The sequence below is a fragment of the Methyloversatilis sp. genome (assembly GCF_051861465.1).
Taxonomy (GTDB): Bacteria; Pseudomonadota; Gammaproteobacteria; order Burkholderiales; family Rhodocyclaceae; genus Methyloversatilis.
On record NZ_JBHYCQ010000007.1, the window covers coordinates 150,417 to 170,396 of the forward strand.

A 19,980-nucleotide genomic window follows, 5' to 3' on the forward strand; every position below is an offset into this window, starting at 1 on the left:
TGGTAACGGCGGCGGACCTCGGGGTTCAAACGATTTGCAGGCATGTTTGCGCATTCGGACTGCAATCGCTGCCGGAGCAGCCGAGCGGATCGCCCGCTGGCAGAACGGCTCAGGTGCAGAGACCGATCCGTGAAGCATAATTCCGATCTCATGCATTCAGCGGCGCACGGAAACCCGGCGGATCGTTATGGCACGAATCGAAGGCAAGCTCGCGAAGTGGAATGACGACCGGGGGTTCGGCTTCATCGAACCGACCCACGGCGGCGACGAAGTGTTCGTGCATATTTCCGCCCTCCCGCGCGACGGGCGCCGGCCGATGAATGGAGAAACCCTGCTGTTCGAGGTGCAGACCGACGCGCAGGGCCGCAAGCGCGCGGCGTCCGTCGAGCGCCCGGGCCGCGTTGCGTCCCCGGCGTACGAGACGCGTCGGCCATCGGCATCGCGCAGCACGGAACGTCAAGGCACCGGGCTGTTCGGCTATCTGTCGCTGATCGCGATAGTCGGGCTTGGTGGCTACCTGATCTATGGCCAGATCGACGCGCACCTCGTGCAACGCATTAACGGAACTGCACCAGTCAATTCCGGCTCGTCAGCGAACGCAAACTTCCGCTGCGACGGCCGCCAGCATTGCAGTGAGATGACGTCCTGCGACGAGGCGACCTTCTTCAACAAGAACTGTCCAGACACGAAGATGGACGGTGATAACGATGGCGTGCCGTGCGAGCAGCAGTGCTCGGCTTTCTGAGCCGAAGTCCGTCACGCGAACCATTGTCCTTCCGGCGATGCGAAATCGCTCACGCCGCCCGTCATGCCCGGCTTGCTGGCCGCATGGCTGCCAACGATGATCGGGATTCGTAGAGATCACGTCGATCTCTTCCGCCATCGGGAGCCCACTGATGAAAGCGACCACCGTCCTTGCGAGCCTGCTCGCGTGCAGCACCTTCAATGCCTTCGCCGTCACGCTGCCGCCTGAACCGGTGGCACGCGACGACCTGTTTGAACTGACCGGCCTCACGCTCAGCATTTCGGCGCCTGGCATTCTGGCGAACGACAGCGGCACCGGCGTGATCGTCAGCAGCTTCTTCGATCCGGGGTCGGGCACGCTGAACAACGTGGTCACCAACGGCGCCTTCCTGTACACGCCCGAGCGGGGCTTTGCCGGCACGACGACGTTCAGCTACGCCATCCTCGACGAGTACAACCGCGCATCGAGCGCCACGGTCACGATCGATGCCAGCACGACGCTGCCCCAGGCACGCGACGACTATTACACCCTGAGCGACCTGACCCTCGACGTGTCGGCGCCGGGTCTGCTGGCCAATGACCGCGGCGGCATCGGCGAGGTCATCGTGTCCAGCTACTTCGACCCGACCTCGGGCACGCTGAACAACGTGGTGACCAACGGCAGCTTCAGATACACCCCTGAGTACGGCTTCGCCGGTGTAGCGAGCTTCACTTACAGCAGCGTGGACGAGCTCGGCCGCAACGCCAGCGCCACCGTGTTCATCGATACCGCCGCGTCGATTCCGGTGGCGTTCGACGACACCTTCACGGTGCTCAGCGGCGGCACGCTCGACATCCTTGCGCCCGGCCTGCTGGCAAACGATCGCGGCGGCATCGGCGACGTCATGGTGTCGAGTTTCTTCGATCCGAGCAGCGGTACGCTGGACAGCGTCATCACCAATGGCAGCTTCCGCTACCTCGCCGACCCGGGCTTTACCGGTCTGGCGACCTTCCAGTACTTCTCGATCGACGAACTCGGCCGCTCGAGCTCGGCGCGGGTCAATATCAATGTGGTGGCAGTCCCCGAACCGGGCACCTGGGCCATGATGCTGGCCGGACTGGCTGCTGTCGGATACGCCGGTCGGCGCCGCGCGGCGACCTGAGCGCGCTGCACAGGCTGAGCGCAGCGGCCGCGCCCCTCCGGCGGCCGTCGCGGGTCGATGAATGCCTGGCCTCCCGCCGGGCAACGTTCAGCCGTGCCGCCGCGCGGCCCGCGCGCGCACCCTGCGGACGTGACGCCGCATGTCTTCGATGGCGTAGGCAGGCCAGCGCGTAGTCTGCGGATCGGCGCGCAGCGCCTGTTCGATTTCGTCGCACATCTCGATCAGGCGCGGGTTGCCGGTCAGTTCGGCGCACAGCAGCAGCGTGGGGTGCAGCGGATGGGTGTACAGGCGTGACGCGCTGAGCGGCGTCGTGCAGTACAAGGCTTCATAGCCGGCCAGTGACTCGACGGCACGCAGCAACGGCAGCAGGCGGGCCTTCATGGCGCGCTCGAGCCACCGGATCACCGGTTCGATCTGCACCGCATCGGTCAGCGGAATGAACCCGGACAGATGCTGTGCCGGCAGCGGCTGCAGCGGCACCGGCCAGTCACCCAGCCAGCACTCCAATGGATAGAACGAAGTGCCCGCGAGCTCCCGCGACACGCGCGCACCGTCGAGTACGGCATCTTCATAGACCGCCTGCGCCAGCACGGTGAGCCGGCTGCTGCCTTCCATATGAATGCCGTAAGCGTTCGGGCGGTCGTCAATGGCGCGCAGCCGTATCGTGTGATCGCCCCACGCGCCCTGCTGCCTGAACACGCTGATTTCGTAATCGCGCTGCGAAAACTCATACGGATAGCGCTCGAAGCCGTTCTGTTCGAGCAGCGGCAGCAAGGCCGCTTCGAGGCGCTGCATCAGCGCCTGCTTGCCCGGCAGCGCCCGCTGCGCCTGCCAGGCGCGGTAGCGCTCGTCGAGCCGTGCGGCGATCCGGTCGTAATTGGCCCAGGTGTTGGGCACCTTGCAGAAGGCGTCATCTTCGAGCGTGTCGATGGCGAACACCTGGCGGTAATCGTCGACGTAGCGCTGCGCGTAATACGCCTGCGTGAAGGCGTTGCCGCGTTCGTTCAGGTCTTGCGTCGTGAGCTTGCCGTCGCACTGCTGCCACAGCAGCGCGCAGCCGCTCAGCGTGCGCTGGCCGACAGGCGCCCTATACGCATCGAACGTCGCAGCCGCCAGATCGTTGTTGAGCGCCCACGCAAGATAGAAACCGATATGCGTGGCGCTTGCCTCGTCGGGATCCGGAAGTTCGGTTTCGAAGTTGAGCAGATAGGATTCTGCATCGTCGTAGCGGTTTGAGACCATCTTCCGGGCGTCCTCATGCGCGAGAAGTGAGAAGGCATAAACGGTGTGAAAGCCACTTTAGCGAAAAGTGATCACACGCGCCGGGCGGGTGCGGTGGGCAGGGCGGGTGGAGACTGCAGGACACGACAGCGCCAGGTGTCGGCGTTCTTTACAGCGCGGCTCGGACGGACAGTGCCCTCCCGCAACACGCCCTTGATTCAATGCCGTTATTCGTCAATCCCGAGGTGGGGCGTACTTCTTGCTAGCTCGCAGCCGGCCGTCTACACATTCAACCGGGTACACCATGACGACGCGTGAGCTGAGTGCAGCGATGGCAGGTGGCGTGCCGTCCCTCATGCCGAGCCGTCGGCGGGTCAGCCCCTCAGGACGCGCGAAAACCATGCCCTGATCCTGCTCCCTTTGCCGCCCCCGGTCGCTGCGACCACGGCGGCGCAGTTCTCCCCGCGGCGTCGAAGCAGTCCATGGGCTGCCTCAGAGGCCTCCGTTCTCCCACTCGCGATGTCCCGACGTCCACACGAGCCCTCGCTCCTTGTTTGCATACCCTGCAGCGCGCCGTGCCGGCGGGGCATGCCGCGCACGTTTCATCCGTCTTCTCAACGGCACCTGGTGATCCATGAAAACTCGAACACACCTCAAACTGGGCATGCTGGCCGTGGCCATGCTGGCCGTCAGCGGCAGCGCCCGTGCGGCAACATCGATCGACATCAGCGTCAACGGCGTCTACAGCCTCGTCAACGCGATCAACTTTCAGCCGGGGCAGGAATTGATTTCGGTCTCCATCGCCGAAGAAAACGCCTTTGCCCGGTATCTGTCGTCATCGCTGACGATGAAAGTCCTGTCGCTCGGTGTGCGCGGCGAGCTGGCCGCGGCGCCGCCCAATATCGAACGTGTCGCACTGTTTGCTGAAATCAGCGCAACCGCTCCCCCGGCCCCGCTGGTCTACAGCGCCCAGGCCGGCACCGTGGTGCTGCAATCCGATCTGGGGGCCACCGGCGGCGCCGAAATATTCACCCAGACGAAGACGCAACCGTATCTGTCGAGTATCCGGATGGACTTTTCAGAAGATGCCAGCCGTACCATCGTGTTCACGGACTCGTCCGAAGCCACGCTGTTGCCAAAGTATGGCTACGGACCGCTCAGTCCGATCGCCGTGTCGCAGATCCGGGGCAGCCTGACCGGCACGATGGCGCTGAAGAGCGAATACAGCGTCAATTACCGGGTCGACAGCGCATTCGACCGGTTTCTGGGCTGGCTCGACAACGTCAATGCCACCGACTTCAGCATATACAACGCGGTGAAGCGCGCGATCCTCCAGCACCAGCAGGAGAAGTGGGAGCACGCAACGCCTACCGAACGCAAACTGTTCTGGAGAAGCCGCAATGGCGGGACGGGTATCCGGGGCGAGGTGATATTCGAGGGCATTTCGGTCCATACGGCGTCGCCCGGCGTTCTGGTCTATACCGCGACGCTGCCCGACGCCCCGACCATGGACGTGCCGCTTGCATTCACGCAGAACAATGTCGGTGCCGTGCTGGACGTGGCGTTCGACGGGCAGACGCTGGCCAGCTTTCGCGGCGATGACTACCTGACCGACGAAATCAACCTGCTCAACATCGACATTTCCAGCTTTGCCGGCAGGACCGGCGAGCTGACGTTCACGATCAACACCAGCGGCCCCGACAGCGCGGAAATCTTCGTGGCCGAGCGCCTCGGCGGTCTCAAGTTCGCGGCCACCTCGCTCACGCCGGTGCCCGAACCCGGCACCTGGGCGATGATGCTGGCGGGTCTGGCAGTCTTGGCCGGCTGCGCGGGTCGCCGGCGCCGGACAGAAACGCATCACTGAGTCGCAGCACTGGTGACGCAGTTTCTGTGGGAGCGGCGGCCTCGCCGCGATCAGTGCCGCGATGATCGCATTGCAACGTGCGCATCGCGGCGAGGCCGCCGCTCCCACAGGGGCCCCTCCCGCGCTTCAGCCGAACACCGGCAGTGGTGCGAAGCGGCCCTTGAGTATCGTGTCGGCGGCGCCGACCTTGAGCCAGCCGTCGATGGCGCTGGCGTACACCGAGCGGAAGTCGGTGGTGTGGACAAGATTGTCGCCTGCGTCCAGCGCGCCCAGATCGGATGGCGTGCCGTAGTGGCCGCCCTTGACCTGCCTGCCGGCGAAGAACATGACGTTGGCGGTGCCGTGGTCGGTGCCCAGACTGGTGTTCTCCGGTACCCGGCGCCCGAACTCGGAAAAGATCAGCAGACTGACGCGGTCGGCCTGACCGATGCGTTCCATGTCGCGCAGGAAGCCGTGGATCGAATCTGAGGTGTAGGTGAGCAGACGCTGATGCAGGTCGGACTGCTGCACGTGGGTATCGAACGCGTTGTTGCGATAGCCGACGTAGTACAGACGCGTCGGCAAGCCGGCCGCAATGCAGGCGGCCACCTTCGGCAGGCCGAGCGGGAGGATGCCGTAGTCCTGCGGGGTCTTGTACTTCGACCACGCGTCGCGCACCGCCAGGGACGATTCGCGCGCGCTGACCGCCACCTGTTCGAGGAAGCGGCGCGACGGGTTGTCCGCACTCGCCACGCTCACGTCGTCGAGCAGCGCGCGCGCCTGGTGGAAGGCGCTGCGCACGAAGCGGTCCGGCTCGTCGAACACCACCGGCGTATGCACGCGGCTGCGCACCGCGAGCGACTGCGAGGTGTCGATGTTGAGCAGGTAGTTCGGCACCGCTGCGGGCGACATGGCGTCGGCCAGCCGGCCGACCCAGCCGTAGTCGTCGCCGCTGTTCGGCGTTGCCGTGTGCAGGTAGGCCATCGACGTGAAGTGCGAGAACGACGGATTGTCATAGCCGCAACCATGCACGATGGCAAGCCGGCCGTCCTTCCACAGCCGTTCGAAACCGGCCATGCCCGGGTTGAGGCCGAAGCGGTCGTCGAGCTTGCGCGCCTTGGCCGGGCGGATGCCGATGGTCGGCCGCAAGCGATAGTAACGGTCGTCGGCGTAAGGCACGACGGTGTTCAGGCCGTCGTTGCCGCCGGACATTTCGAACACCACCAGGATGCGGTCTTCGGCTTCGGCCGCCGCGGCAGCGCGCGCGATGGTGCCGAAGACGCCGGACATCATCAACCCGGCGGACGCCTTCAGGATGCGGCGGCGGTTATGGTCTGTGGTCATGGTGCGGACTCCTGCAGCGCGGGGCGTGGGTGCGCTCGGCTCAGCCGAGTTGATATTCGGGCCGGCTCAGCAGCACATGCAGCAGCAGGCGCAGCGAATCTTCGGCGTAGGTGGCGGTGGCCTTCATGTCACGCGTGCCCAGTTCCTGTTCCAGGAAGGCTGACAGCTTGTGTCGCGTCGCCGCGTCGAGCTGCACCGACAGGAAGCGGCGTTCCAGATAGGTGACCACCTCTTCCGGCGTGCTGCAGCCGGCGTTCAGCACCATGCCGGTCAGATCCAGCCGGGCCACCGTGCGCGAAATCGGCTTGACCCGCTCGACCGCCATCTGCCAGCCGCGATAGCTGCCGTAGCGCGTATTGAAGTCTTCGTCGCGGTCGCCGCTGAGGGTGGACATCGCCATCATTTCCATGCCGCCGTCGGCACCGCCCGGTTTGGTGGCGGTGGTCAGGTCGAGGCCGCTGCGGATGCGTTCATGCACGTAGCGGATTTCATAGCCGGCCTGCGCGGCCGGATAGCGGTCGCCGGGAATGTAATTGATGTCCGGCAGCGCCACATCGAGTGCAAAGTTGCCGCGCTCCAACAGCAGACCCGGCGTGATCCAGCTGCGCCCCTGGGGCCAGCCGGCCACGGTCGGCGGATGCATCAGGCGCTGGCCGAGCGCGGCCGTGGTTTCGTTGAAGTCGGGTACGCCGGGCACTTGAGTCAGGCCAAGCTTGCGATAGGTGGACACCACCAGTTCGACCGGTCCCTTGATGCGCGTCGCCACCGACTCGGGCGCATGGAAGTCGCGCGACATCAGCAGCATTTCGAGGAAGGCCGCGATGTCATAGTTGACCGCTTTGAGACGCCGGCCCAGTTCGTCGGCCAGCGCCGGATCGACATCGTCGCGCACGAACTGGCGGTACAGCTTCGCTGCCAGAAAGCGCGGCGTGACCGGCTGGTCGAGAATGATGTCGATCACCTGCACGCCGTCGAAGTTGCCACGCCGGCCCAGCACCTCCTTGCTTGCGTCGTCGTGCTTGGCGGCGTCGATGTGGAAGGCCACGCCCTCGAAGTTCCAGCCGGTGAAGGCACGGGCCGCTTCGCGGATGTCGTGCTCGCTGTAGTGCCCGACACCCATGGTGAACAGCTCCATGATTTCGCGGGCGAAGTTCTCGTTCGGTGCGCCCTTCACGTTCACGCCGGCGTCGAGGAAGGCCAGCATGGCCGGGTCCTGCGCGACGCCGATCAGCAATGTGCGGAAGTTGCCCAGCCCCTGGCGCTGGAACAGTTCCAGCTGGTTCAGCATCTTGCGGTAGTCGCGCACCTTGTCTTCATTGGTGGCGAAGTGGCCGTGCCAGAACAGCGCCATCCTTTCCTGCAGCGGGCGCGGCGACGTGAGCATACGGTTCGCCCACCAGTAGGCGACGCGGTCGGTTTCGAGCTTGCTGGCGCGCAGCCAGTAGAAGAACTTGTTCACCACCGGCTGCATGCGACGGTTGCCGCCGTCCTTCACGCGGACGCCAATCACCTCGCCTTTGTCGCGGGCAGCATCGGTGGTGGCCGGCCGGCTGGCCGGGAAGGGGTCCAGCCCCTCTTCGAATACGCCGGAGTGATCGAACGGCGGCAGTTCGGCAGCGGGCGCGCCTTCGAAGTACACGAGGCGGCGCACCGCTTCGGCGGGCGTCAGGCGGGCGAATGCGTCGATGTCGTCTGGCGTGCCACCGAAGCCGGCACGTTCGAGCAGATGCGCGGCGCGCGCCCTGTTCCAGTCGGACGGGCCGATCGGGGCCAGATCGCCGGCAAACGGCGATGCGGCCGACGACAGGGTGCTGAACAGAACGATCGCGAAGGCAACGAGCGCGGTCAGGGGGAATCGGGACATTGCGGATCGCTTCCGGAACAGGACGGCGCTCAGGCTATTCCTGCCCCACTTCGCATTTCCAGAGCCATTCTTTCCGATGTAACTCGGGATTTTCTGGAATCTTGCTGCCTTGCCCTGCCGCGCGCCGGGCATCGCGACCGTCGTACACCTGCAACGGGCGCGTCACCCCGCGAGGGCGTATGCCCCGACACCTGGCGCGGGGCCTCGCCCCCGGTTTCCCGGCGCGCGGTATGCTGCGCCGCACCCCGTCCTGACTGCCCGCCATGAATCGCCTCTACCAATATTTCTTCCGCGGCCTGATCACCTTCCTGCCGGTGGCGCTCACCGTTTACGTGCTGGTGCTGTTCGTCACCTGGACCGAGCGGCTCGCGATGTCGATCATCCGGCCGATCATCGGCGACTTCTACCTGCCGGGACTGGGCATCGCCATCGGCGCGCTCATGATTCTGGCCCTCGGCGCGCTGGTGTCTCAGCGTTTCACCGGGCGCCTGCTGTCCTGGGTGGAATTGCCGTTCACCAATCTGCCGGTGGTGAAGAGCATCTATTCCTCGCTGAAGAACTTCGCCGACTACTTCGCTCCGCATCCGGAATCGGCGCAACAGGTGGTGCTGCTGCGGATGCCCGGCAACGAACTGGGCATCGCCGGTCTGGTGACCCGGCAGTCGATGGCCGGTCTGCCTGCCGGCCTGGGCGAACTGGAAGATCAGGTCGCGGTTTATCTGCCCATGGGCTACATGATCGGCGGCTACACCGTGTTCGTGCCGCGCGCCTGGGTGACGCAGGTGGACATGTCGGTCGAAGAGGCGATGCGCATGGCACTGATCGCCTACATGTCGTCGAACCGGGCAAAACCGGACGGACGATGACCGGAATGGCGCGCACCGGCATCGTCTGTTCTGCCGGACTGCGCATGCGCCCGGCGCGGCGCGCGCCGTCAGACGTCGCCGACACGGGGCGGCGCACCGGCACGGATCGCAGTACCCTTTACGCACAACGACTCACGGGGAGAACTGCCATGAATACTGCTCAACTTGTCACTGCGAGTCTGCTCGCGCTGTTGCTGGGCGCGTGCGGTCAACCGGCCGAACCCGAACCTGTCGCAGCGCCGCCGGCTGCGGCGACCGCTCCGACGACCGAAGTCAGCCCGGCGCCGGTCGCCGAAGTTACGGCGACGCCTGAGCCCGCCGCCGGGAACGTGGCGGAACCGATGGCCGCCGCGACCGCCCCCGTCGCTGAACCGGCACCCGCTGCGGCCGCGCCTGCTCCTGCCGCAGCCGCGCCGGCCGCAGCAACCGAGGTCGCCGCCATGGCCACCGGCGGTGATGTCGTGAAGGGCTGGAAGGCCTGGCGGGCGGCGGCGTGCGAACGCTGCCACGGCCCGGCGCAGGAAGGCATGGTCGGACCTTCATTGATCGCGTCGCTGAAGACACTGTCGAAAGACGACTTCAAGAAGGCCGTGCTCGAAGGGCGCATCGCGCTCGGCATGCCCGGTCACCCCTTCCTGGCCGACAAGATCGATGACCTGTATGCGTATCTGAAAGGTCGTTCGGACGGCAGCGTAGCGAACGTGCGACCGGACGGCGCCTGACCGCCGCCTGACCCCTCTGTGGGAGGGGCCAGGCCGACTGCCTCGCCCGGATGGCGAAACAGCGGATCAACGCCGCGCTTCGGCCGGCTGCGCCCACCTGACCAGCCGGTGCAGCGCCGCTGCAGCCAGAAACGCCGCGATCAGGCTGATCAGCCCCCACTTCAGCAGCACGCTGTAATGCCCCAAGGCAAACAACGCCTCGCCGGGGCCGTCGGCACCCGCTGCCAGAAACATCAGATGCGCCATGTTTTCGCTGACATCGGCGAGCCCGGCCAGCGGGGCCGCGAACGTGGCCGCCTGACCGACGCGGCGCGGCATGCCGCCGAGCGACGCTGCGGCGCGTGTGCAAAGCATCCACAGGAAGATCGAGTACGCCGCCATGAAGGCGAAATCGGCCCACAGCGTCTGCCGCGCGGTTTTCAGGCGCGCCTCGGGCGGGCGCGCTTCGACGCGCTGCTGCGCCGCGTCCGGCGAACCGGCGGTCGCAGTACACCCTTGCTGCACGCGCTGCGCCGCGGTGTCTGCACACTGGGCGCCCCAGCTCCGGACGATCAGCCGGGCACAGTCGGCCGAGCCCGCGAACTGCAGGCTGAGCATGCCGTGCGGTGTGCACGACATCTGCAGGTTGCGGTTGGTGGCCAGCACGAAGGCGCCGGTCACCGTCGTCAGCAGCAGCGCGGCGATCAGCCGCACGGCGCTGGTCATGCCAGCCGCGCGTTCAGCGGCCCGTACGGGCGTTCCGGATGACATGTTCAGCCCTCATGGTTCGCGCGATCCAGGGCGTTCCCTGCTCCGCGCCTGATCGCAGCATTCACTGCCCGCACTTTGTGCGCAAGTGCCGGATCGGCAGAACCTGCGGCGCATCGGCCTGTCTGTGCCGCAGGCATGCAGGGTCTTTAGCCCTGACATGCAAACCGGAGGCGGCGCAATGCTGAGCGAACTGATCGTGGCGGGTGTGGTGGGCGTGATGCTGTTCTTCACGGTGGCGGTCGCACCAGGCATCTTCAAGGTGTTGCCGCAGCAGTGGGCCAGTGTGTATGTGCGCAATTTCTTCCCGAAGTACTACGCCGTGCTCGGCGCCGCCTGCCTGATCGCCACCGTGATCGACGCGCCGCCGGCGGTGCGCATGGCGGCGGCCGTCAGCACCGCGCTGTTCGCCATTTCGCTGTGGGGCGTCACGCCGGCCGTGAATGCCGCCACCGACCGCGGCGACCGTCGCCGCTTCGGCCTGCTGCACGGCGTCAGCGTCGGGCTGAACGTCATCATCCTGATCGCGCTGGTGTGGGCGCTCTGGGCCGCCTGATAGGTGGTGGTTATCGGGTCATCGAAACTTGGTATTTCACAGCCTTCGCGGCACTTCGGATACTCGTTCCGATGACCCGCGCAGTCTCCCGGTTCGGGTCGTCACCGCCCGTCAACCAAGGAGTCACCCGATGAATACGCTCAAAGAGACGCTGCGCAGCGCGTCGCTCACCCTGCTGTTGTCGATCGCCGCCGGCACCGTTCAGGCCGGCCCGGACGAGACATCCGTCTACTTCATGGATTTCTCCGGAAAGATGCGCACGATGGAGGTCATGAAGAAGATGGACAGCGATGGCGACAAGATGGTCAGCAAGGCCGAATTCATGAAAACGATGGAAATGAGCTTCGGCAAGATGGACAAGAACGGCGACGGCATGCTCGACGCGAAGGAATGGATGGGCGAAAAGCATTACGGCGGCGGCAACGGCTGATCGGTTGGCCAGACTTTCCCGCGATCACCCCGCCCGGCTAACCGCCGGGCGGGGTGGTCACGAGACCGGCGTGCGTCGCCGAGACGCGCAAGGGCTGGACGCAGGGCAGCCGGACGATGCGCATGCGCCCCGGGCGACTCACGATGATCGCCGCAACACGCGCACCGGCCGCGGGCACGGCACCGCGGCAGCCTCTGCGCCACCAGTCGTAGATCCGGACCACATCCCAGTCCGAACGGAAATGCAGCAGCTTCACGGGCAGGCTGCGCCGCGTTATGGGTGCGGCCGTCATGTCGGCGAGCGCGGCTTCCAGCCGAACCAGTTCGCCCAGCCAGGGCAGCGACTGCAGCGACTGCTGCTGCGCGAACCCGCCGCCGGACACGATCTGTTCGGCCTGCCGCAGCGTGATGACACCACGACGTTCGACGACCAGGCGCCGCACCAGCGCTCGGAAACATCGGCGGCCGAGCATGTCGGCACTGCACGGAAAACGCCGGCGCAATGCGTCGGTGATCCGATGCTCGAGTGCCCGCCAGTAGCGCGCGAGCAGCGCATCGGTCAGCCCGGCGTCCGCTTCGATGCCCAGCGACCGCGCCGCCACGGCCCGCCGCAGCCCTTCCAGTCCGTTGTCGGCGGTGCGCGTCATCGTGTGCCGCCCGCGCCGGGGTGGCGATCGGCGTGCCGCGCCGCTGCGCAGGCCGTCAAACTGTCAAGGTGGATGGGCATACTGTGCGAGGGGCATTCCGCAACGACACACCGGTCATTGTCGTCAGCCCGTGCCGCCCCCGGAAATGACAAGTTTTCATCGGGCGATAAACCATGCTTATCGCCCGAAGGCCCTCTTCAGGAGTGAAACGTGGAGCTTTATCAGATCCGCTACTGCCTCGCCGTGGCCGAAACCTTGAACTTCACGCGCGCGGCAGAACGCTGCTTCGTGTCGCAACCGGCACTCACCAAGGCCATACAGAAGCTGGAAGACGCATTGGGCGGACTGTTGTTCGACCGCAGCAAGGTGGCGGTCAGCCTGACGGATTTCGGGCGCTCGATGCTGCCCAGCCTGCAGCAGATCTATGCCGCGACCAGCCAGACGCGCGAGCTGGCACGCCGCCTGCAGCAGGATCGCTCGGAAGTGGTGCGCGTCGGCATCATCTGCACGATAGATCTGAACGCCATCTTCCCGGCCTTCCTCGCGTTCCAGCAGGCCTTCCCCAAGGCCGACATCGAGTTCCGCGAAGGTTCGATGGAGGCGCTGATCGACGCGCTCGACAAGGGCGACATCGATGTCGCGCTGCTCGCGTCACCGTTTGCCATCGCCCGGCGCTTCAGCGGACCGGTGCTGTACACGGAGGATTTCGTGGTGGCGCACGGGCCGGCGCACCGCTTCGGCCAGCGGGCTGCCCTGTCGCTCACCGATCTGCAGGACGAGGCCTACTGCCAGCGCAGCCTGTGCGAGTACAGCCTCTACATCGAGCGCGTGATGGCCGAACGTGGCGTCGACGTGAAGGTCGTGCAGCAGACACCGCGCGAAGACTGGGTGCAGACCATGGTCCGGGCCGGTGTCGGCATCGCCTTCATGGCCGAATCGACCGCGGTCTCGGGCGGCCTGTCATTCACGCACGTGCCGGACGCGCGGTTCGTGCGCGAAGTGCGCGCCATGGTGTTGAGCGACCGCCCGCACTCCGGCGCCGTCGGGCAGTTGCTCGCCTTCCTGCCCGGGTTCGACTGGTCGCGCATCCCCTGCCTGAAAAAGTCCGACGCGACGGGCTGAACGCCCAAGGCCGCCCCATACCCACCAATCGGCGATCAGTCGAGTTGCAGCAGGCGGCCGAAGGGCACGTGCGCGCGCCGCGCGGCTTCCGGTACCGCCCACAGCACGGGCCAGCGCGGCCGGAAGCGCGCCGGGCCGTCGAGGTCGGTCAGCACGACGGCGATGTCCGGCCGATGACGATCGGCTTCTTCGAGCAGCGGCGTGAAGTCGGTGCCGCCCCCCCCTGTGAAGGTGAGCCCCCCCAGATCGGCGCGCCCGGCGGCGAACTGTTCGACGCGCTGCACCCGGTCGTCACCGATGATGAGTATCAGCCCGGCTTCGAGCCGGCGGCTGATGGCTTCGATCTCGCGCGTGAAGCGGGCCATCAGCGCGTCGTCGATCGAGCCGGACACATCGACGATCAGCGCCAGCCGCGGCACGGTCTTCGCCGCGCTGAAGCCCGGTTCCCACGGCATGCGGTGGCGCGGGCCGGCGCGGCCCTGATTGGCGATATAGGAACGCGACGGCCGCGACCACGACAGGTCGCGCTTCGGCGACAGGCTGCGCGCGAGCTGGGTGCGCAGCACCTGTTCCCACGGCGTGCGGCTGCGCGGCAGATCGGCGATCAACGTGCGCAGCATCGAATGCGCGCCATCGTTGGCGTGGCCGCGGATCAGCCGCTCGCTCCACTCGCGCGCCTGCTCCGCTTCCGCCTCCGGCGGGCCGCGCGTGTCGGGGCCGGGCACCAGGTCGCGTTCCGATTCGCAGCCGAGCACCCTGACCCGGCCCGACTTCGGGCCATCGGGTCGCGCAACGGCCTGCGTGCCGTCGGCCTGCGGCGTGGGGGTGGTCGCACCGCCCGCCGTATCGGCGTCCTGGCCACCGTGCTGGCGCGGCGTACGGCTGCGCCCGCCCGATGGCGGCGGCCGGCGATCGTCGATGGCGCGGTACAGGCGTTCGACATCCCATTCCAGCAGCGATTTCTCGACCGGCTGGTCGATGCCCAGCACGGTCGTCAGCAGGCGGTCGAGCTGCACGGCAGTGGCCGGCTGACGCAGCCATTCGAGGTGGGACAGCGCGCTGTTGATCAGCGCGTCGGCACACAGATTGAACAGCTGCAGGTCGGCGTCGCCCAGCACCTGCTGCAGTTCGACGAAGCGCTGCGGGTGGCGCAGCGCGATGTGCAGCACCTCGTGCGCCACGCGAGCGGCCTGTTCCTCGATCGGCAGTCGCTCGAAGGCGGCGCTGTAGCAGATGGTGTGGCCGTCGGTGGTGAGCGGCGCCGGCGTGATGTCGGCGTCGGCCGGCAGATCGCGATGGCGCACCCACAGCGCCAGCCCGCCGGTGGCCGGGGCGAATTCGACCATGCGCTGCACCGCGCGCGTGCCGCGATGGATGTACAGCGAGTGGCTCGCCGACGGGGTGCCGTCAGGCATCGCGGCGCTGGTCGACGTAGCGCAGGTAGGCCGGGCTGTCGAGAATGGCTGCCGCCAGATCGCCTTCCAGCGCCTTCTGCATCAGCAGTTCCATCGCCAGCGTCTGCGCCTCGCGGATCGGCAGCGGCACCGTGCCCCGGATGTCCGGCAGCTGGTCGATGATGTCGAGCCCGCGCGTCATGCGCGGCGCATCGGTACAGGCGGCGAGCAAACCGTAGATCAGGCCGTACAGGCCGTCGAGCGTCTGCGGCAGCAAGGCGGCGGTGGCCGGGCCGCGCGGCGTGTCGAGCAGGCGCATCACGTCGGCACCGGCCCGCAGTTCGCGCAGCACGCCGAAGAATTCGGCCGCGTTGGCCGCGCCGATGCGGCCCTGCACGAACAGCCGCTGCGCCGCTTCGGACACGCCCGACTTCAGCACATTCGAAATGTCTTCCCAGCCGCGCGGGCTGGCGCCGATCAGGTAGTCGTTCGCAAGCTGGGCCTGCGTGTCGTCGAGCTTGTCCGGCCGCACCTTCAGATAGGCCATCACCTCCGGCGCGAAACCCATGGCCAGCGCGTGCGACAGGAAGGCGTCGATCACCGTCTGCACGTTGAAGTGAAACATGCGGTCGGCCAGTGCGGTGCCCATGTCATGGCACACGGCGCCGTGAAAGCTCGCATTGCCGGCGGCGATCACCTGCCAGCCATCGGGCAGCCGGTAGTTGCCGACGCGCCGGTCGAGAATGAGCGAATAGGCGGAAATCTGCAGCCGCTGGTCGGCCGCGGTCAGCTCGTCGAGAAACAGGATGCCGTCGGGCGCGTCGGCGGCGGGCAGGAACTCGGGCGGAAACCACACCGTCTTGCCCTGCACCTCGTCGGCATAGATGGCGCCGCGGATATCCACCGGTTCGATCGTGGTCAGACGCAGATCAACCAGCGGCACGCCGTAGTGCGCCGCCACCTGACGCACCACCGACGACTTGCCGACGCCGCGCGAGCCCCACAGCATGGTCGCGCGCCGGCGCAGCACCGGGTCGGCGAACTGTTCGATCAGCGCCGCCCTGGCGGCGGCCACCGACACCGGCGGAATGTTCATCGGATTGGCAGACATCGAACCTCGCGTGTGAATTGAATGGCCGGGCTGCTGACGGATCAGCCCGTTTGCAGCGTCGGTGCGCCCGTATCAGGCAATGGCGCACGCCAGGCCGCAGCACTCAGACGGCGCGGCAGCGGCGGCAGTTCGATGCGCGGCATTTCGCGCATGCTGAAAAACAGCACCAGCAGCAGCGGCGGCGAATTGAACAGCAGCATGTGGATGACCGAATCTTCCGAAATGCCGAAATACGGTACCGCTGCAGCCGCGAGGATCAGGCCGATGCAGGTCGCCACCGGAATCGTGCGGCGCAGGAACACGCCCCAGCGCGCCGCGCGCCAGTCGGCATGGAAGGCATCGGGCGGTCGCGACAGCGTGCGGTCGAGATGGGCGACGGTCTGGTCAAGCTTGCGTTCGGCATCGGCGCTGCGCGCCACCCCCCGTCCGCGCAGGCGCACCGTGCCGCGCCAGCCGCCCTCGTCGGTCAGGCTGCGGCGAAAGCAGTCCCAGTCGCGGCCGAGCACTGCCAGCAGATCATCCGGCAGCTCGACCGTGCCCTCGCCACCCTCGACCAGTTTCAGTTCGGCCGGCACGCCCTTGACCGACGACACCTCCATCGTCAGCAAGATGCCTGCACCGCGCGCATCGGCGTCGGTCAGCACCGGCGCGTCGACGGCCGTGTCGTCGCGCCACAGCCCGTCACCGCCGCCCAGCCGGTACGACAACCCGATGACGAAACATCCGATCGTGCGGAACTGCCGCTGCACGTCGATCGCCTCGACGCGCGCCAGCAGCTCGCCCGGCGGCGCACCCTCCGCGACCAGCCGGGCCGCCACGCCCGACGCATGCGTGAGCGTACGGGTCAGCCGGTAGCGATCGGCCGCCGGCTGGTCGAGCTGCAGCACCTCGACCAGCGACGCACCGCCCGGCGCCTCGGCGCCATGCGTGACCGGCCGGAACACCAACTGCCGCCTGAGCCGGTCGCTCGCCGGCAGATCGACCGGCCGCCCGCGCCGGACGAAGGGTTCGACCAGCGCGAGGATGTCGTGGTGGGACAGCGGTGCCGTCGTCATCGCGCCGCCTTCAGGTGCAAACCTCCGAATCGCCTCATGCGTGCCGCGCTCCGCTCGAATTGACTGCCCGGCGCAGTGTAGCGCAGCGAAAAAGCCCCGCATGCTGCAGCGCCGCGGGCCGGTGCGCCCCACTGTGGTCCGGTCGGCTGTCGCGCGACACTGGCCACGGCATGACCGCATGCGGGCAGTCATCCCCCGGCGGCATCAGCTTGACGATGTAGTATTCCACCCGGTTTTCTCACCGAACACGAAAGGACATAAATGGCCAGCCAACGCCGCCGCAGGAACAAGGACACAGGGCTGGTCGCGCTGTTGCTCGATTCACCGTGGTATGTCAGCGTGATCTTCGGCGTCGCCATCCTCGTCGGCTTCAAGCAGATCCTGCCTTCGATGTGGAAGGACAACCCCATCCTCACGACCGTTGCGACGGCGCTGTCGAACATGGCCTGGCTGCTTGCCGGCATCTGCTTCCTGCTGGGCGCGCTCGTATTCGTGAAGACGGTCGTGATGCGCGCCGGCGCGGCGCCGGCGCCCGAACCGGCAGACCGGGGGACCCGGGCGTCGCGGCCGAGGCGGGCGCCCGATGGCGTGGCCTCGAACCGCTCCGGATCCGTGTCGGGGACGGAGGGGGTCGGTGCGCCGGGCGCCCGCGCGGCTGCGCCAGGTGCAGCGGCGTCGCCCGCACCCGCATCCTCGCCCTTACCTTCCATTTCTCCCTCTGCCGAGGCGTGGTCGATCGAACTGATGCGCGCCATCGAATGGAAGCGCTTCGAAGACCTGTGCCAGAAGTTTTATGAAATCAAGGGCATCCGGAGCGTCACCACGCCGCTCGGCCCGGACGGCGGCATCGACGTCCGCCTGTTCCAGGACGCCTCGGACCGCGCCACCTCGATCGTGCAGTGCAAGGCGTGGGGCGAACGTTTCGTCGGCGTGAAGCCGGTGCGCGAATTGCTCGGTGTCATGACGCATGAAAAGGTCGCCAAGGCCTTCTTCATGACGAGCAGCCGGTTTTCCGACGACGCAAAGGCGTTCGCGCGCAGCAACCGCATCACGCTGATCGATGGCGACATGTTCCTGATGATGATCAATCGTCTGCCCGCCGCCTCTGCCGAAGCGCTGCTGCGCTTTGCCACCGCCGGCGACTACGGCACGCCGACCTGCCCCAAATGCGGACAGAAGATGAAGGCAGTCGCGGGGCGCGAGGGGCGTCCTGATTTCTGGGGCTGCACTGCCTATCCGCGCTGCCGTCAGCGCCTCGGCATGCGTCGGGATGATGCAGCGGCCGCGGTCAGCGCGACCTGACGGCGTCTTGCAGCGCGTGTGCGAGTTCGATGACGCTGTCGACCGCGATATCCACCGGCACCCCGGGTTTCGATTCGCCACGTCCCGGGCCGTGCTCGTCCGGGCGGGCGATGAAGGCGGTGCGCAACCCGGCGGCCGCGGCGCCGGCCAGGTCGGACGAATGGGCGGCAACCATCATCGTCTGTCCGGGAGCGAGGTCGAAGGCGTCGGCGGCCGAGCGGTAGACGATGGCCTTGGGCTTGTAGTCGCGCGCCAGTTCGGCACCGGTGATGGCGTCCCACGGAAAGTCGTTGCGTCGCGCGAGATCGACCATCAGCGCGATGTGGCCGTTGGAACACGGCGCGAGCCGGTAATGCGGGCGCAGTGCGGCGAGCCCGGCGGCCACATCGGGCCAGGCGTCGAGCCGGTGCCAGGCGAGCGTGAGTGCATGTCGCGTGGCCTCGTCGGCGCGCCCGGCGCCGAACGCGGTCAGCACGATATCGAGATTGCGCCGGTGCAGCGCGTCGAGCTTCATGAAGGGCAACCGGCCCGCCCTGACCTCTTCCATCGCCGGCTGGTATTCCGCGCGCCAGGCATCCGCCAGCGCCGGCCCGTCCACGTCGATGCCGGCCTGCCCGAGCAGCATCTCCGCCTCGCGCGCGATCGCCGTGCGCCAGTCGACCAGCGTGCCGAACACATCGAACACCAGCGCCTTCACGTCATGCATCGCCGTCTCCAGCCAGATTCAAAAGGTGCAGCTTAACGAAGTGCCGACGGCGGCGCCTTCACTGCAATAAGCTGGTGCGGGTGGGTCTGAGGGGTGCCCGTTCTGGCTGAGGGGTGCTGGCATTGGCTGTGGGAGCGGCGATCCACTGCTGGCCCTGCATGGCCAGCCGGCTCTGCGGGCGGCGAGCAGTGCTCGCCGAAACCCCCGCTCCGCCCTCGCCGCGATACGCACTCTGCACAACGACGGTCGCGGCACTGATCGCGGCGGGGCCGCCGCTCCCACAGGGCGCTTCTTCCACGGGGCGCCTGTCCCACACGGGCGCTGCTCCCACCGGGACCGCGCACAGGGGCCGCGCTCCCCTACGAACCGCTCAGGGCTGGCGCGTCACGGCGGCGCGGATGTCGGTGAGCTTGGCACGGACGCGTTCCGCGTTGGCTTCCCCCATGCGCAGCATGATTTTCTGCCCCTCCGACAGCTTTTCCAGTTCCGGGTCGGCAAAGGTGTAGAGCACCTTGGGCTGCTTCAACCGGATCGGTGTGGGCACGACCGGCGTGGCGAGCAGGTGGTCGATCACTTCGACCAGGCGATTGTTGAAATAGCCATTCGGGTAGCCCAACTCGACGTACTGCTGCTGGAACATCGGGTAGTGGCGCACGTACAGATCGACCAGGTGCGTAGTGGGCACCATGTCGGCCAGCTGCACATACACGTCATAGCGTGCGCCGTTGGTGGCGTCGAGCGTCAGCGTGTCGCCGCTGCCGGCGGTCACAGGCGCGCCCGGCACCGGCTTGACCGGCATCAGCCGCCGCGTCACCCGTTCGCGCGGCAGGTTGTCGATGGTGACGACGATGCGGCGCACGATGTCGGTCGAACTGAAATACTTGTCGAACGAGGCGCCGAACAGGCCGGCCAGTCCGTCGCGCATCACGACGTCGCTGTCGACCGGGGCGGCATCGGGTGACGCCGGAGCAACGTCGGGCGGCGGTGCGATCGGATAGTTCGGAACCTCGACCGGCGTTTCGGCCGGCGCAGGTTCCGCCGGCGGCGCGACCGCCACCGACGGTGCATCGGCAGGCGGCGATTCCTTCTGCATATATGTATACAGCGCAGCCGCGCCGGCCAGTACCACGACAACCAGCGCGCCCTTTGTCCATGTGTTCATCGG

The 19,980-nt window shown here is 67.1% G+C and carries 19 protein-coding genes; 9 read left to right on the plus strand and 10 right to left on the minus strand.

Annotated features, from left to right (window positions below):
- The first annotated feature begins 187 nt into the window (after positions 1-187).
- Positions 188-745, plus strand: coding sequence for a cold shock domain-containing protein (locus ACTIFF_RS12020; RefSeq protein ID WP_439537038.1), 558 nt, complete (start codon positions 188-190; stop codon positions 743-745).
- A 151-nt stretch (positions 746-896) separates the two neighbouring features.
- On the plus strand, positions 897-1,886 hold the full coding sequence (locus tag ACTIFF_RS12025; RefSeq protein ID WP_439537039.1) for an Ig-like domain-containing protein: 990 nt from the start codon (positions 897-899) through the stop codon (positions 1,884-1,886).
- An 87-nt stretch (positions 1,887-1,973) separates the two neighbouring features.
- On the opposite strand, the gene ACTIFF_RS12030 is transcribed toward ACTIFF_RS12025, so the two are convergent.
- Positions 1,974-3,128, minus strand: coding sequence for a DUF7832 domain-containing protein (locus ACTIFF_RS12030; protein ID WP_439537040.1), 1,155 nt, complete (start codon positions 3,126-3,128; stop codon positions 1,974-1,976).
- A gap of 613 nt (positions 3,129-3,741) precedes the next feature.
- Between ACTIFF_RS12030 and ACTIFF_RS12035 the strand changes: the two genes are divergently transcribed.
- Positions 3,742-4,971: a PEP-CTERM sorting domain-containing protein gene (locus ACTIFF_RS12035; RefSeq protein ID WP_439537041.1), complete on the plus strand. Its 1,230-nt coding sequence runs from the start codon at positions 3,742-3,744 to the stop codon at positions 4,969-4,971.
- A 126-nt stretch (positions 4,972-5,097) separates the two neighbouring features.
- On the opposite strand, the gene ACTIFF_RS12040 is transcribed toward ACTIFF_RS12035, so the two are convergent.
- On the minus strand, positions 5,098-6,294 hold the full coding sequence (locus ACTIFF_RS12040; protein WP_439537042.1) for a DUF1501 domain-containing protein: 1,197 nt from the start codon (positions 6,292-6,294) through the stop codon (positions 5,098-5,100).
- Between the two features lie 40 nt (positions 6,295-6,334).
- Positions 6,335-8,158, minus strand: a complete 1,824-nt coding sequence (locus tag ACTIFF_RS12045) for a DUF1800 domain-containing protein (RefSeq protein WP_439537043.1) — start codon at positions 8,156-8,158, stop codon at positions 6,335-6,337.
- A gap of 263 nt (positions 8,159-8,421) precedes the next feature.
- Between ACTIFF_RS12045 and ACTIFF_RS12050 the strand changes: the two genes are divergently transcribed.
- Positions 8,422-9,024, plus strand: coding sequence for a DUF502 domain-containing protein (locus ACTIFF_RS12050; protein ID WP_439537044.1), 603 nt, complete (start codon positions 8,422-8,424; stop codon positions 9,022-9,024).
- A 149-nt stretch (positions 9,025-9,173) separates the two neighbouring features.
- A complete protein-coding gene (locus ACTIFF_RS12055) occupies positions 9,174-9,746 on the plus strand; it encodes a c-type cytochrome (protein WP_439537045.1) in 573 nt (190 codons plus the stop codon).
- Positions 9,747-9,812: 66 nt separating this feature from the next.
- Here the strand turns inward: ACTIFF_RS12055 and ACTIFF_RS12060 are convergent, their stop codons facing one another.
- On the minus strand, positions 9,813-10,451 hold the full coding sequence (locus ACTIFF_RS12060) for a hypothetical protein (protein ID WP_439537046.1): 639 nt from the start codon (positions 10,449-10,451) through the stop codon (positions 9,813-9,815).
- 223 nt (positions 10,452-10,674) lie between these two features.
- Between ACTIFF_RS12060 and ACTIFF_RS12065 the strand changes: the two genes are divergently transcribed.
- Together ACTIFF_RS12065 and ACTIFF_RS12070 are read left to right on the plus strand one after the other, a co-directional pair.
- Entirely contained in the window at positions 10,675-11,049 is a 375-nt protein-coding gene (locus ACTIFF_RS12065) for a DUF4149 domain-containing protein (protein WP_439537047.1), read from the plus strand.
- 130 nt (positions 11,050-11,179) lie between these two features.
- Entirely contained in the window at positions 11,180-11,479 is a 300-nt protein-coding gene (locus ACTIFF_RS12070) for a hypothetical protein (protein WP_439537048.1), read from the plus strand.
- 37 nt (positions 11,480-11,516) lie between these two features.
- On the opposite strand, the gene ACTIFF_RS12075 is transcribed toward ACTIFF_RS12070, so the two are convergent.
- Positions 11,517-12,125 (minus strand): hypothetical protein, encoded by a 609-nt coding sequence (locus ACTIFF_RS12075; protein WP_439537049.1) that lies wholly within the window; start codon positions 12,123-12,125, stop codon positions 11,517-11,519.
- A gap of 210 nt (positions 12,126-12,335) precedes the next feature.
- On the opposite strand from ACTIFF_RS12075, the gene ACTIFF_RS12080 reads away from it, so the two are divergent.
- Positions 12,336-13,247, plus strand: coding sequence for a LysR family transcriptional regulator (locus ACTIFF_RS12080; protein WP_439537050.1), 912 nt, complete (start codon positions 12,336-12,338; stop codon positions 13,245-13,247).
- 35 nt (positions 13,248-13,282) lie between these two features.
- Here ACTIFF_RS12080 and ACTIFF_RS12085 read toward each other — a convergent pair whose 3' ends face one another.
- The 3 genes from ACTIFF_RS12085 to ACTIFF_RS12095 are packed head-to-tail and all read right to left on the minus strand — an operon-like array spanning position 13,283 to position 16,807.
- Positions 13,283-14,662, minus strand: coding sequence for a vWA domain-containing protein (locus tag ACTIFF_RS12085; protein ID WP_439537051.1), 1,380 nt, complete (start codon positions 14,660-14,662; stop codon positions 13,283-13,285).
- Positions 14,655-15,752 (minus strand): AAA family ATPase, encoded by a 1,098-nt coding sequence (locus tag ACTIFF_RS12090; protein ID WP_439537052.1) that lies wholly within the window; start codon positions 15,750-15,752, stop codon positions 14,655-14,657. Before ACTIFF_RS12090 ends, ACTIFF_RS12085 begins: the two co-directional genes overlap by 8 nt.
- 41 nt (positions 15,753-15,793) lie before the next feature.
- Entirely contained in the window at positions 15,794-16,807 is a 1,014-nt protein-coding gene (locus tag ACTIFF_RS12095) for a hypothetical protein (protein ID WP_439537053.1), read from the minus strand.
- 261 nt (positions 16,808-17,068) lie between these two features.
- Here ACTIFF_RS12095 and ACTIFF_RS12100 point away from each other — a divergent pair, with 261 nt between their 5' ends.
- Entirely contained in the window at positions 17,069-18,109 is a 1,041-nt protein-coding gene (locus tag ACTIFF_RS12100) for a restriction endonuclease (RefSeq protein WP_439537054.1), read from the plus strand.
- Here the strand turns inward: ACTIFF_RS12100 and ACTIFF_RS12105 are convergent.
- Both ACTIFF_RS12105 and ACTIFF_RS12110 read right to left on the minus strand, forming a co-directional pair.
- Positions 18,096-18,815: a haloacid dehalogenase type II gene (locus ACTIFF_RS12105; protein ID WP_439537055.1), complete on the minus strand. Its 720-nt coding sequence runs from the start codon at positions 18,813-18,815 to the stop codon at positions 18,096-18,098. The genes ACTIFF_RS12100 and ACTIFF_RS12105 overlap by 14 nt on opposite strands.
- A gap of 370 nt (positions 18,816-19,185) precedes the next feature.
- Positions 19,186-19,977, minus strand: a complete 792-nt coding sequence (locus tag ACTIFF_RS12110; RefSeq protein ID WP_439537056.1) for a DUF3014 domain-containing protein — start codon at positions 19,975-19,977, stop codon at positions 19,186-19,188.
- Positions 19,978-19,980 lie beyond the last annotated feature (3 nt).